Here is a 14,086-nt window from a genome sequence, read left to right on the forward strand (position 1 = left end):
CCCGGCCTTCCCATCTGTGCCATTCGTCAACCCTCCCTCATTTGATATTAATAGGAAGGTGTTGCAACGATCCATTGAACCTACCGCCGCTTTTTTTGCTATTTCCAGCTCCATCTGCAAGCGCTTGTTCTCCGCTCGCAGGCGCGAGAGTTCCATCTGTTCTGCCGTGACGACCTTCGCTCCGGGGCCGTTCAGCTTGCCCGCCTCGGAAGCCTTGAGCCAGTTGCGCAAAGTCTGCATCGACATGCCTAGCTCGCGAGCCACGGCGCTTATGCCTTGCCCGTCCTTGACTCGTTGCACGGCGGCTTCCTTGAACTCCGCCGTGTACACCTGGTGCGGTACCTTGAACATTTCTTCTTGACACTGTTTCCTTCCTATTCGTCTCGAGATCAGCGGATGACCGCAAGCGTTATGCGACATGCGTTTCCGTAGTCCGAATCCAGACGACCTCCGGGAAACGCCATTCCTGCGTCGGTCATCGACTCGATACGCTCGCAGGAAAAGATTAGCCCCGGTTCTCAATTTCGTCTAGCTTCACTTTCTGGACCGCTTCCAGTTCGATGTTCACGCGTATTCATAGTTTTCTTAGTTGTCCGACAAACAGGCTCGATGGAACAACGTCCCCAAGCCGTTGAGCTCGATGAACCAAAAGTCAAAACCGGCTCCCTTCGCGCCTTGGAACTCACCGGTCCAAGGCTCATTCGTGTAGGAGACGATGCCCAACGACACCAGATGCTCTATGTAGGTATACACCAATTCAGGCTGCGCCAGTTGCTCGGGGCACACGGCAACGGCTGCAAGCCGCTATTTTTGAATTTCCGACAGGCCCGATGCCGCGATTAATGCTGCCCGTTCCTCGTTCAGCAGGACGGCTGAACTCTTTTGTGGTGGCCGCATGTAAGCTGACGGTCGAGCCGGTATTTGTCAACGTAGTTGTCGCGTCGCTTCACGGCACTGCTTTAATTCGGCTCGGGGTATACGCTCCGGATTGAGCCAGACTTCGTCCGTCAATTGCGAATTGCGAGGCGTACGGGACCAGCGGTGCGGATTGCGCGCCTTGGCCTTCGCATAGACCACTTCGCGTTGCGCCAACACGGGTATTTTCGGTTCCTTGGTCTTACTCGCCTCGAAACATCGCCCAAATAAAGAGAGCGATGGTTGGAACCGCTATCGCGACGTACGGCTTATCCCATTGCCCATTCGACGCGCGAGGAGATGAGAGAGCCAGCGTCAGAATCCCCGAGGCCAGACCCACGATGTCATCTTTTGTATGTGTCACGTGTCGCTGTTTCCGTTGAGTCATTCATTATCGGTCGCCGGGGGAACGACTTCTGGCGCGCCAACCACAAAATCCGCGCTCCTCGGCCTTCTGGTGCGGGTACGCCACTCGCAGACGACCTTTTGCTCCATGTCGGCATGCCCGGCAGAAAAACGTGTTCCGTGTGACGCAACCGCTTGCCTCCCTTGACGATCATCTTCTGACGCTTACCGATCATGCGCACGGTGCAACCGACTTTGAGTTCCATCGGCTCCGTGGCGTTAGCCCCCTCGCTGTTCGTTTGCATGCTCACTTTTCCTTATGACAGATCTCGCCGGCGTTTTCCGTGCCGTCACGAAGACAGTTCGATGTAGTTGGGAACTTTCGTCCGCGAGTGCGTGTTGGCTTTTGTCTATAACGATCCCGGCCCGTACTGCGAACCAGCGTTCCTTCACGTCGACGATGTATGTCCGTGTTCGGTCGGTTCCCGAGACGAACGTGGCCACGGTTGTTCGTGGCTCGGGACTACGCATGCTGGATGCAGCTACGCCTAGATCGCGTAAGGCGCACCACCCGGCAACGGCGGTCATCCCGTCTTTGCTATTCCAGCCGAACCGCTTCGCCGTACCGAGCACGACGTTGTAGTCGATTTCAGTAGCCGCATGAATCGCGTAGGGCCCGCAGTCGCTCGGGGGATCGCGAAATCCTTGATCTGGTCGGCGGTCAACCCATCGACATTAAAATCGACGCTTACTCGGACGGAATCGCCCCGATCTGCAATACCGCTATGGCGAACAAACTCGATTTCAACCTGAGCGAACGACCGGAAGCCGTCCGATCCGGCAGGGTAATGGCAAGCCTTGAGATTCGCACTACCAACACAGGCGGGGCCTCTTTAGCGTGTTCTGTCATCTTGATTGTTCACCTGCGTCACCAAATGGTTCTCACGTGCGCGTAATCCCGGATTTTCTCGTCCTTGGTCACGAGCGAAACCGCAAACTTACGCGCAGTCGCCACGATCATCCTATCGGCAGGGTCCTTATGAAAGTCGCCAGGGAGTTCTACCGATTTGACAGCGATTTCCGCATCGACAGGAATGAAGCGCACAGCCTCGATCTCGGCCACAGCGGCAAGCCAGCTTGCAACGTCCATCGACAGGACGAGCTTTTCACGGTCGACCAGCATCGCGATCTCCCATGCCGAGATGGACGAAACCAGAATGTCTCCTCCGTCAATCTCGCGTTCAATGGCCGCCTTCGCCTTCTTGCTCAGGGTTGAGTCTCCCGTCACCCACCATACCAGCGCGTGTGTATCAAGAACGATCACTGCGCGGCCTCCCAGTCGCCTTCGGCAACCGGATCGGTCGGATTTTCGTACCGGACCACTGAACCCCGCAGCACCTCGAGCGGGTTCCGATCGATGCTGCGATAAGGCCGCACTTCCAGCGCTGGCTTGCCGTGATCCGTCACGATAACGCTCTCACCAGACGCTTCAACTTGCCGGAAAAATTCGAGCGCTTTCGCTTTGAACTCGGATTTCGAAACTTGATTGCCGTCCATGTCTCACCACTAGTCATATGCACTAGTCAGTAGCATATCACGCGTGACTATCCATGCAAGTCATTTTTCGCCGGGCGTACGGCTGTCACCACTCGATATACGGTAATACGTGATTCGCCACCAGGCGGCTCGCGGACGTGCATCGTTTGCTATGGCTGCTGTACCTGTGCCGAGGCCCGCCGCGCGGCCCCCCCTCGCAATGGACGCGCCGCTCGTACCCTATTTTCTTTGCACGATCGAAACCCGTAATCGAGCGTTACCAATCTCGCATCGCGCTTTCACATGTATCGCGGTCACGCCCCTACACTGGGCTCGTCTTCCACAGAAACGAGCGCAGGCAACGCGCAAGGAGTAGACCAAATGAACAAGAAGCTCGTCGCAGCGGTACTCGGTGTGGGCATTGCGGCGCTCGCCGTGTCCAAGGCAGCCTCGGCCCATGTCGATCTCGCGGTGGGGATCGGCATTCCGGCGGCGCCTGTCTATGTCGCCCCGCCCCAACCGGTGTATTACGCCCAGCCGCCCGTCGCGGTCGGCTATTGGGGCGGCGACGACGGTTGGCGCGAACGCGAATGGCGCCGTCGCGAGTGGCGCGAGCATGAATGGCGCGAACACGAGTGGCGCGAGCGCCATGACCGCGGCTGGGGTTGGGGGCGCGACTAACGTCCCGACCAGCGCCTAACCAACACCCAACCAACACCCCAACCGACGCGGGTGTCGCTATGACGCCCGCGTCCCGCCTACCGGGCTTTCGAGCCAATGCACGCTGAACAAGCGGGCCTCGTCGGTCCAAACCGCCCCCGGCCGGAAGCCCGCCGACGCGGCCAATTTCCGAAAACCTTCGATCGTGAATTTGTGGGAATTCTCCGTGTGAAGGCTCTCGCCCTCCGCGAAGCTGAAATCGCGTCCCGCCACGTGAACGGTTTGCGCGCACCGGCTTAACAGATGCATCTCGATCCGCGACCGCCGTGGATCGTAGAACGCGTAATGCACGAATTGCCGCAAATCGAAATCGGCGCCCAACTCGGTATTCGCCCGCCGCAACAGATTTAAATTGAACGCCGCCGTCACCCCTTGCTCATCGTTATACGCGCGATGCAAGGTCTGAGGATCCTTGACCAGATCGACGCCGACGAGCAGCCCGCCGCCTTCGAGCAGGCGCGCAGCCAAACGCAAGAAGGCATGTGCTTCGTCCGCATCGAAGTTGCCGATCGTCGAACCGGGAAAAAAGCCCACACGGCGCCCCGTCGACGCATCGAGTGCCGATAGCTCCGCCTCTTTCATGTAATCGGCCGCGACCGGCCGTACTTCGAGCCACGGACAATCGGCATGCAAGCGCCGTGAGGCTTCCTCCAAATGTTCGCCCGAAATATCGATCGGAAAATACCGGCGCGGCAACGCGCGAGCATCGAACGAGCGCAGCAAGATCCGAATCTTTTCGAGCGAGCCCGCTCCGAACTCGATGATGTCGGCTTGCTGCCCGATCACGCTTGTCATTTCCCGCCCATGGCGCTCGAGAATACGGCGCTCCGTGCGCGTCGGATAGTACTCGGGCAACTGGCAAATGCGATCGAAGAGCGCGGAGCCTTCGGCATCGTAGAAGTATTTCGGCGCGATGCTGCGCGGGCTCTTCGACAATCCCGCCAGCAAGTCGCGGCAAAACGCGTTCTCTTCGAGATCGGCGCGCCGATGTCGAAGGGGCGCGCCCGTGAGCGCCGATGCTTCAGTTGTCTCGTACAAGGCGTACTCCCGTAAATTGCCAGCGGGCCGCCGGCGGGAAAAAGTTTCGATACGTACGGCGCGTATGCCCCGGCGGCGTCGCGAAACTACCGCCGCGCAGCACTTGCTGCCCCACCATGAACTTGCCGTTGTATTCGGCCGCTACGCCGGCCAAGGGACGAAAACCCGGGTAGGGGTCGTACGACGAACGCGTCCATTGCCAGACGTGGCCGGTCATCTGTTCGATTCCCGGCGCATCGAAGGCCGCCTCCCACTCGTATTCGGTCGGCAGCCGCGCGCCCGCCCACTCCGCGTAGGCGGCCGCTTCGTAAAAGCTCAGATTCGAAACCGGCGCATCGGGATCGAGCGCCTGTAATCCCGACACACCGAACACATGCCAGTTCCCGTCATCGCTGCTTGGCCGGGACCAATAGATCGGCGCGCTCCACCCCTCGCGCTGCACCGCCGCCCATCCGTCCGACAGCCACAGTTCGGGGCGCGCATACCCCCCATCCGCGATGAATGCCGCGTATTCGCCGCACGTCACGAGCCGATGCGCGATCTCATAGGGGTGCAAAAGGTACTCGTGCCTGGGGCCTTCGTTGTCGAACGCGAAGCCGTGGCCGTCGTGACCGATGCTCACCACGCCGCCCGCTTGGCGCAGCCATTCGAGCGGCTGCGCACGCTGGGTTGCCTGCACGTGTTCGGCCGGATCGGGCCGGTAAGCCGGCATCAACGGGTTGCAGGAAAGCGCATGGACGATATCCGTCACGATCAACTCCTGGTGCTGCTGCTCATGATGTAAGCCGAGCGTAATGAGCGGCGCGACGACGGCCAACCGGTCCTCGCGCAGCGTACTCGTCAATCGAGACATCGCTTCGTCGACGTACCGGCGATACGCATGCACCTCGTCCAGCGAGGGACGCGTCAGCAATCCGCGCTGCGGCCGGGCGTGGCGCGGCCCCAATGCTTCGTAGTACGAATTGAAAAGGTAGGCGAAGCGCTCGTCGAACGGCCGATACTCCGAGAGATGAGGCGCCAGTACGACCGTTTCGAAAAACCAGGTGGTGTGGGCCAGATGCCATTTCGTCGGGCTTGAGTCCGGCATCGACTGGACGTTTTGATCCTCGGCCGACAGCGGCTCGGCCAGCGCCACGCTATGCCGCCGGACCTCGTCGTAGGCGTGTTGCAATTCAGGTACGACGATCTGCATCGGGCTCGCTCCTGTCGGTGAAAATAGGCCGGCAAAAACCAGACGTTAGTCGATTGCGCTTCGTTGACTTGTTGCGATTAGCGCCTGTGAGCGCATTACTTTAAGAGGTTTTCGGCGCCGCTGCAGCGCCGCGGGACATTCCGCGCCGCGCCTTGGTCGCCGGCAAGCGCACAGGTGCGGGATCGCCGCTCAACCGTTCTTTGAGTCGAGCCGCATCGAAGGGCGCCTCCACTTTTTGATCGTTGTCGAAGTAGCAAAAAACGTCGCGCGCCGCGCGCCGGGCCGGCTTCGAGGCGACGTGCTTCGCGTCGCCCGGCTCTCCGCCCGCCGCCCAGGCGCGAATGCGTTCGGCCCACCGATCGAGCGCGGGGTCCGCATAAGCCCCGCTGTATAGGGTTTCGGTTCCGTGCAGCCGCATGTAGACGAATTGCGCCGTGATGTCCTCGAAATACGGCCAGCCCGCAACCGAATCGGAAACGACGAGCGAGGCATCGTGGCGCCGCAAGATCTCGGGAAACTCGGCGACGCAAAAGCTCGGGTGCCTCACTTCCACGGCGTGACGCAGTTTGCCGCGGCGCTCCGTCTCGAACCACGGCGTTTTCACACGCGTGTCATGTTCGCGCGCCAATGCAATCGCCTCCTCAATCGTTTTAGGCAGCAATGCGAGAAATCGTTCAAGGCGAGTCGCGTCGAAATGAAAGTTTGGCGGGAACTGCCAGAGGAACGGGCCCAGCTTTTCCTCGAGCGCCAAGACGCCGGAGGCGAAAAAATTGGCGATGGCCGGACGCGCGCTCTCGTCGCGAAAGCGCAGCATATGCGTCAAATAGCGCGGGCCCTTCACGCTAAAGACGAAGTGCTCGGGCGTCGCCTCATACCAGGACCGGTAGCTCCCGATCGTTTGCAGCGAGTAATGCGAGCCGTTGATTTCGATCGTATCGACGGCTCGCGAGGCGTAGGCGAGTTCGCGCGCCTGCGACAAGCCCTTGGGATAGAAAACGCCGCGCCAACCCGCGTAGCGCCAGCCCGATATGCCGATGAGAATGGTCATTGCGCCGTACCGTTTGCATTTCGGGCATGTCAGCAAGGCGCATTCCCGGCCATTCCCAGCGATTAAGGGACGATTCGCGTTACGCCGCGGCCGCGCGGATCGGCCGCCGCCTCCGGCTTATTCCCATTGACCTCGATCGCCTGAATATCGCCGTTGAAATCTTGTCCCTTGAGCACATAGCCTTTCGCCTCGAGCGCTTGCGCGAGTTCGCCCTCGATCGGCTTGTAAGGCTCCCAGAAGATCGTGTTCGGCGGCAGCAACTGATGATGAAAGCGCATGGCGGCGACGGCCTCCGGCAAGGGCATGCCGAAATCGTAGACGTCGGTCATGACCTGGAAGATCGACGTAAAGATGCGCGAGCCGCCCGGCGTACCGATGACCATCGCCACCTTGCCGTCCTTCGTCAGGATCGTAGGCGTCATCGACGACAGCGGCCGCTTTTTCGGTTCGATCGCGTTCGCGTCGCTGCCCACCACGCCGAACATATTCGCCACGCCCGGTTTCGCCGAAAAGTCGTCCATCTCGTCGTTCAATAAGATGCCCGTGCCGTCCACCACTTCCCCGGAACCGAAATATCCGTTCACCGTGTAGGTATTGGAAACCGCATTACCCCATTTGTCGATGATCGAAAAATGCGTCGTTTCGGCCTTCTCGGGCATCGATGTACCCAATCCGGGCTGCACCGCCTTGGTATCGCTCGGCTTTTCCCGATCGACCTCGGCGGCGCGCTTCGCGAGATAGGTATCGTCGATGAGTTGCGCCACCGGCACGCGATAGAAATCCGGATCGCCAAGATATTGCGCACGGTCGGCGAAGACGCGCTTCTCGATTTCGGCGACGAGGTGGATATACTGCGGCGAATTCAGCGTCACGCCGGCAAACGCAGGCTTCGAATCGGCTTTCATCTTCAGCAGTTGAACGAGGCCGATGCCGCCCGAGCTAGGCGGGGGCGCCGTGATTACGCGAAAACCGTTCCAATCGGCCTCGACCGGCTGCCGCCATACGGCCTTGTATTCGCGCAGATCCTCTTTTGTAATGAGCCCTCCGCGCGCCTTCATCGCCGTCGCGATCGCTTCGGCAGTCCTGCCCTCGTAGAAGCCCTTGGCGCCTTGGTCGGCGATACGCGTGAGGGCCATCGCCAGGTCGGGCTGCTTGAACGTCGTCCCGGCCTGCAGGCCGCCAAAGTATTGACCGAAGTTCGTCTTGTCGCCGAAGTCCTTGGCGGCATCGTCGCGCCGCTGCTGCAATTGGTCGCTGACCTCGAAACCGTCGCGCGCATAGCGGATGGCCGGCGCAAGCACCTGTTTCCATTTCAGCTTGCCGAAACGCTTTTGTACCTCCCACATCCCCTCGACGGTGCCCGGCACGCCGACCGCGCGCATCCCGAACAAACTCATGCCCTTGATCACATTGCCGTTTTGGTCGAGGTACATGGTTTTGGTCGCGGCCAGCGGTGCTCGCTCGCGATAGTCCATGAAATACGGCTTGCCGTTCACGTAGAGCGTCATGAAGCCGCCGCCGCCGATGTTGCCCGCCTCGGGGTAGGTCACCGCCAAAGTGAACGCGACGGCGACGGCGGCATCCACCGCATTGCCGCCCTCTCGCAAAATACGCTCGGCGGCGTCGGCGCTGAACGAGTCGGCAACCGCCATGGCGGACGCCGTCAACACCGGTGGTTGCACGCTCGTCTTCGCCCACGCGGATGTACCGGGGGCAAAACCGAGGGCGGCAAAGGCCAGCGAGAGCAATCCGCCGATGCGGGCCGGCACTCCGATTCGAATCATGGTGTTCATCGGGATTTCTCCAATTTCTCCATAGTCACGTCGATCAGCGTTTGCCCCTCTCGCGCTTATAGCATGCGCATCGGGTTTCCGGCATTCGGCATGCGCGTAGGATCCGTACCGCGCCGGGTGCGAGAAAGCAGTTGTTCTCCATCCGCCGTCTCGCGGCCCCGTTCATGCAACCGGGCGATAATTGCGCACTGGATTGAAACCCTTCGAATTCCTTTCACCTGGAGCGTCCCTAGATGCATATGCGCGCAGTCGCGGCTGGTCAAGGTTCACGTTGGTTCGCGCAAGGATGGGCAGTGTTTCAACAGCGCCCGGCCACGTGGATCATGCTCGGGCTCATCGATCTGCTCGTTACCGCCGTACTTTACGAAGTGCCCTATGCGGGCGATCTGACTGCCGTCTTCACGGTTCTGTGGACCGGAGGCATGATGTACGCCGCCGACCGATTCCGCGCAACGGGCAGCTTGGGATTGGCCGAAGTCGTGCGCGGGATTCGTGCCCACTTCCAACCGCTGTTCACGGCCGCCGTTTTTGGGCTGCTGATCGCAATCGTCTGCGATCTAACCGGCGATCGGGCCGCAAGCGCCCTGCGCCTGATCGCGTTCGGCGGCGCCGGCAACAGCAGTTCGCTCATCGCGCTGGTGGCGGGCGCCATCTATTTGACGGCCGCCTTGATCGGCACGATGGCGCTCTGGCTCGCGCCCGCCCTCATCGTGCTCAATGGCGCTACGCCGCTCGACGCCCTGCGCGGGAGCTTCGCGGCGACCTGGCGCAATGGGCCGGCCGCGCTGGTCTACGGCCTCATTGCAGCGGGACTGATGCTCGCCTGCATATTGACGCTCGGCGTGGCGCTGCTCGTCGTCGCACCGCTCGTCTATTTGTCGACCTGCGCCGCCAGCGTCGATATGTTCCCGCCCGATATGTAAGCGGTCATTGCGGCGCGGGCGCACGGCCGCGGCGCACACCGGTATCATCTGAAGCCATCAGGTGTCCTTGAGAAGTCGATGTCTCGCCCATACATCGAACAAATGAACGCCCCTTCCAGCGCCGGCCCGCTCGCCTCGTTCCATCCGGCCGTCGCCGCATGGTTCGAATCGGCTTTCACGGCCCCGACCGACGCGCAGCTACGCGCATGGCCGCATATTCGCGGCGGCGAATCGACGCTCGTGGCCGCGCCGACCGGTTCGGGCAAAACGCTGACGGCCTTCCTCTGGGCTTTGGACGAACTCGTGCGCGACGGCCTTGCGCACGAAGGCACGCTGCCCGACGAAACGCTCGTAGTCTACGTTTCGCCGCTCAAGGCGCTCTCGAACGATATTCACGCCAACTTGGAGCGGCCGCTTGCGGGAATCGGCGAGGAACTGACCCGCATGGGGCTGCCGCGCGTTGCGATACGCACGGCCGTGCGCACCGGTGACACGACCACAACGGAGCGCAGCGCGCTCAAGCGGCGTCCGGCTCATATCCTCGTGACAACGCCCGAATCGCTGTACGTCCTGCTCTCCTCCGATTCGGGACGGCGCATGCTCGCGACGACGCGCACGGTCATCGTCGATGAAATTCACGCGATGGTGGGCAGCAAACGCGGCGCGCACTTGGCGCTTTCGCTCGAGCGGCTCGATTCGCTCTGCAACCGGCGCTTGCCTCGCATCGGCTTGTCGGCGACGCAAAAACCGATCGAAGCCGTCGCGCGCTTTCTGGTCGGCACGCATGAAGGCGCGCGCTGCGCGATCGTCGACGTGGGTCATCAACGCGAACGCGACCTTGCGCTCGAAATGCCGCCCGTGCCGCTCGAAGCCGTGATGGCGAACGAGGTGTGGGAGCGCGTCTACGACCGGCTCGCCGAGCTGGCTTGCGCGCACGCGACGACCCTCGTGTTCGTCAACACGCGCCGCATGGCCGAGCGCGCCGCTCGCCATTTGACGGATCGCCTCGGCAAAAATGCCGTCGCGGCGCACCACGGCAGTATGGCCAAGGAGCATCGGCTCGACGCGGAACAGCGCTTGAAAGCGGGCACGCTGCGCGTGCTGATCGCCACCGCATCGCTCGAACTGGGGATCGATATCGGCGACGTCGATCTCGTCTGCCAACTCGGCTCGCCGCGCGCGATCGCATCGTTCTTGCAGCGCGTGGGACGCTCGGGCCACCAAGTGGGCGGCATGCCCAAGGGGCGGCTTTTCCCGACCTCGCGCGACGATCTGATCGAATGCGCCGCCCTGATCGATTGCGTCCGGCGCGGAGAACTCGATACGCTGGCCGTGCCGCATGCACCGCTCGACGTGCTCGCGCAACAGATCGTCGCCGAGGTGGCTTGCCAAGAGTGGAGCGAACAGGCGCTGTTCGATCGATTCCGATGCGCGGCGCCTTACGCCGATCTTCCGCGCGAGCGGTACGACGCCGTGCTGCGGATGCTGGCCGAAGGCTATACGAGCCGCCACGGCCCGCGCGGCGCCTATATCCATCGCGATATCGTGAGCGCGACGTTGCGCGGGCGCCGCGGCGGCAAAATGACGGCGGTGACCTCGGGCGGCACGATCCCCGATAACGCCGACTACGCCGTGCTGCTCGAGCCGCAAGGCTTGAACATCGGCACGGTCAACGAGGACTTCGCCGTCGAAAGCCTGGCCGGCGACATCTTCCAGTTAGGCAACGCATCGTACAAGATCCTGCGCATCGAGCCGGGCCGCGTGCGCGTCGTGGATGCCCAGGGACAAGCGCCGAACATTCCGTTTTGGCTCGGCGAGGCGCCGGGGCGAAGCGACGAACTGTCGGCGGCGGTCTCACGACTCAGGGGACGTGTCGACGAATGGCTCGGCGGCGCCAACGCCGCGTCGGCACCCGAGGGCGGCGCGGCCGACACTCGAACCGATGCGTCGCACGAGCGCGTCGTCGCGATGCTCATGAAGGAGCTCGCGCTCGACGAGAGCGCGGCGCGCCAAATCGTCGATTATCTGGCGCGTGCGAAGGCGGCCCTAACGGTGTTGCCCACGCAAACGACGCTCGTCGTCGAACGGTTCTTCGACGAATCGGGCGGCACGCAGCTCGTCATTCATTCCCCGTTCGGCAGCCGCTTGAATCGCGCCTGGGGTCTCGCGCTTCGAAAGCGCTTTTGCCGGACCTTCAACTTCGAGTTGCAGGCGGCGGCCACCGAAGACGCCATCGTGCTTTCGCTGACGGGCGCGCACAGCTTCGTGCTCGACGACGTCTGGCGCTTCTTGCACTCGAACAGCGCCGAGCACGTGTTGATCCAAGCACTGCTCGATGCGCCGCTATTCAATGTCCGCTGGCGCTGGAACGCGGTAACCTCGCTGGCGCTGCCGCGCTTCACGGGCGGCCGCAAGACGCCGCCGCAATTGCAGCGCATGAAAAGCGAAGACTTGCTCGCGGCCGTCTTCCCCGATCAGGTCGCCTGCCTCGAGAACGTCGTGGGCGAGCGCGAGCTGCCCCATCATCCGCTCGTCGATCAAACCGTCGACGATTGCCTGCACGAGGCCATGGATTGCAAGGGATGGCTTGCCCTGCTCAAACGCATCGAGGGCGGGCAGGTCGCTCTCGTGTCGCGCGAGTTGCCCGCACCCTCGCCGCTCGCGGCGGAGATCCTCAACGCGCGCCCCTATGCCTTCCTCGACGATGCGCCGATCGAGGAGCGCCGCACGCAAGCCGTGCTCTCGCGCCGTTGGACCGATCCGCAGGACGCCTCGGATTTGGGCGCGCTCGATGCCGCCGCGATCGCAGCCGTACGCGACGAAGCTTGGCCGCAAGCGCGCAACGCCGATGAAATGCACGAAGCCCTCATCGGCCTGGCGTGCGTCAACGAGACCGAGGCGCGCGCGCACGCGGGCTGGCTCGACTGGCTCGAAGCGCTTGCGCGCGCGGGTCGCGCGACGCGCATGCAAGTGGCCGAAGACGAAGCGTTGTGGCTGCCCCTCGAGCGCCTGACATGCCTGCGCGCGGTCTACCCCGATGCAACCTACGCGCCGCCCGTCGCCGCGCCGAAGGGGTTCGACGAAAGCTGGGACGACGAGGACGCGCTCGTCGAAATTCTTCGCTCGCGGCTGTCCGGCCTGGGCCCCGAACCCGTACCCGCGATCGCCCGCGGCCTCGCGCTCAAGGCGTCGAACGTGGCCGCGGCGCTCGTGAAGCTCGAAAGCGAGGGCTACGCGATGCGTGGCCGCTTCACCCCGGGCGCGACGCAGGACGAATGGTGCGAACGGCACTTGCTCGCCCGCATTCACCGATACACGATCAAACGGTTGCGCCGTGAAATCGAACCGGTCGAACGCGCGGATCTCGTGCGCTTTCTGATCGAATGGCAACGGCTCGCGCCGACGGCGCGCGGCATGGGCCGCGACGCACTGGCGGCCACGTTGGAGCAACTGGAAGGCTTTGAAGCGGCCGCGTCGGCTTGGGAAGAGGAAATCCTGCCGGCGCGCGTGCGCGATTACACCGGTCTCACGCTCGACGAACTCAGCCGCTCGGGCAAGTTCGTCTGGGCGCGCTTCGCCGCGCAGGGACGCAGCGGCGGCGCGCCGGTCCGCACGACGCCGATCGTCTTGTTACCGCGCCGCTCGCTGACGTACTGGCACGCGCTCGCCGATCGGCGTGCCGCTCAACCGGGCACGGGCGGCACGGAGCTATCCTCGCGCGCGCAAGTCCTGTTCGATGCGCTATCGCGCCATGGCGCGATGTTCTTCGATGAGTTGGTCGGCGAAGCACGAGCACTGCCGCTCGAGGTCGAAGCCGCGTTGGGCGAACTCGTCGCGGCGGGGCTCGTCACGGCCGATAGCTTCGCGGGGCTGCGCGCCCTCATCGCCCCCGCCGTCGCGCGAACCCGTGGCGCGCGCTCCACCGCGCGCCGCGGCGTCCATCGCGGCGCGTTCATCGGCGGGATGCACGATGCGGGCCGCTGGGCATTGCTGCGGCGGCCGAATGCCGGCGAGGGGCCGAGCGGTAACGGCGGGCCGGGAGCGCCGGGAGCGTCACTATCGCACATCAGCCCACCGAGCCTCGAACCCGACGTCATCGAACACGTCGCGATGACATTGCTGCGCCGCTACGGCGTCGTGTTCTGGCAATGGTTAGAGCGTGAACCAGCATGGCTTCCACGCTGGCGCGAACTATTGCATGTGTTTCACCGCATGGAGGCGCGCGGCACGATCCGCGGCGGCCGCTTCGTAGCGGGACTGTCCGGGGAGCAATTCGCGTTGCCCGAAGCGCTCGCGCTGCTGCGCGAGGTCCGTAAGCGCGCGCACGACGGCCAATATGTTTCCGTGTGCGCGGCCGATCCGCTCAATATCGTCGGCACGGTGCTTCCCGGCGAGAAGGTTCCCGCGCTAGCGGGCAACCGGCTCGCGTTTCGCGACGGCGTGTGCGTCGCAACCTTGATCGCCGGGAAATTCGAATTCGCGGCGCAACTGAATAGCGAGGAAAAGGAAGCGGCGCGGCGGGCGCTCACGCGCCGCGTCTAACCCGCCACCGCTTCGACTACGCGACGAAACCGAA

At 63.0% G+C, this 14,086-nt stretch carries 10 protein-coding genes; 3 read left to right on the forward strand and 7 right to left on the reverse strand.

The window, feature by feature from the left end:
• The 3 genes from DXT59_RS00385 to DXT59_RS00400 form a co-directional block, all read right to left on the reverse strand.
• Positions 1-351 (reverse strand): transposase (locus DXT59_RS00385; protein ID WP_240324344.1); only part of this gene is annotated, 351 nt, incomplete at its 3' end.
• A gap of 1,837 nt (positions 352-2,188) precedes the next feature.
• Complete coding sequence (locus tag DXT59_RS00395) at positions 2,189-2,584, reverse strand: type II toxin-antitoxin system VapC family toxin (RefSeq protein ID WP_116134794.1); 396 nt, start codon at positions 2,582-2,584, stop codon at positions 2,189-2,191.
• Positions 2,581-2,817, reverse strand: coding sequence for a type II toxin-antitoxin system Phd/YefM family antitoxin (locus tag DXT59_RS00400; RefSeq protein ID WP_116134796.1), 237 nt, complete (start codon positions 2,815-2,817; stop codon positions 2,581-2,583). Before DXT59_RS00400 ends, DXT59_RS00395 begins: the two co-directional genes overlap by 4 nt.
• Before the next feature lie 360 nt (positions 2,818-3,177).
• Between DXT59_RS00400 and DXT59_RS00405 the strand changes: the two genes are divergently transcribed.
• Positions 3,178-3,477 carry a hypothetical protein gene (locus DXT59_RS00405; RefSeq protein ID WP_116134798.1) on the forward strand — a complete coding sequence of 100 codons (300 nt, stop codon included), beginning with the start codon at positions 3,178-3,180 and terminating at the stop codon, positions 3,475-3,477.
• A gap of 57 nt (positions 3,478-3,534) precedes the next feature.
• Here the strand turns inward: DXT59_RS00405 and egtD are convergent, their stop codons facing one another.
• From egtD to ggt, 4 genes are all read right to left on the reverse strand, one after another.
• Positions 3,535-4,554, reverse strand: a complete 1,020-nt coding sequence (gene egtD, locus DXT59_RS00410) for an L-histidine N(alpha)-methyltransferase (protein WP_116134800.1) — start codon at positions 4,552-4,554, stop codon at positions 3,535-3,537.
• Positions 4,538-5,746 (reverse strand): ergothioneine biosynthesis protein EgtB, encoded by a 1,209-nt coding sequence (egtB, locus tag DXT59_RS00415; protein WP_116134803.1) that lies wholly within the window; start codon positions 5,744-5,746, stop codon positions 4,538-4,540. Before egtB ends, egtD begins: the two co-directional genes overlap by 17 nt.
• A gap of 100 nt (positions 5,747-5,846) precedes the next feature.
• Positions 5,847-6,794 (reverse strand): DUF72 domain-containing protein, encoded by a 948-nt coding sequence (locus tag DXT59_RS00420; protein WP_116134805.1) that lies wholly within the window; start codon positions 6,792-6,794, stop codon positions 5,847-5,849.
• A 62-nt stretch (positions 6,795-6,856) separates the two neighbouring features.
• Positions 6,857-8,578, reverse strand: coding sequence for a gamma-glutamyltransferase (ggt, locus tag DXT59_RS00425; RefSeq protein ID WP_116134842.1), 1,722 nt, complete (start codon positions 8,576-8,578; stop codon positions 6,857-6,859).
• 248 nt (positions 8,579-8,826) lie between these two features.
• Here ggt and DXT59_RS00430 point away from each other — a divergent pair, with 248 nt between their 5' ends.
• Positions 8,827-9,510, forward strand: a complete 684-nt coding sequence (locus DXT59_RS00430) for a BPSS1780 family membrane protein (RefSeq protein ID WP_275895749.1) — start codon at positions 8,827-8,829, stop codon at positions 9,508-9,510.
• Positions 9,511-9,612: 102 nt separating this feature from the next.
• Positions 9,613-14,052: a DEAD/DEAH box helicase gene (locus DXT59_RS00435; RefSeq protein ID WP_116134809.1), complete on the forward strand. Its 4,440-nt coding sequence runs from the start codon at positions 9,613-9,615 to the stop codon at positions 14,050-14,052.
• Positions 14,053-14,086 lie beyond the last annotated feature (34 nt).

It is taken from the genome of Trinickia diaoshuihuensis, from assembly GCF_003390925.1.
Classification (GTDB): domain Bacteria; phylum Pseudomonadota; class Gammaproteobacteria; order Burkholderiales; family Burkholderiaceae; genus Trinickia; species Trinickia diaoshuihuensis.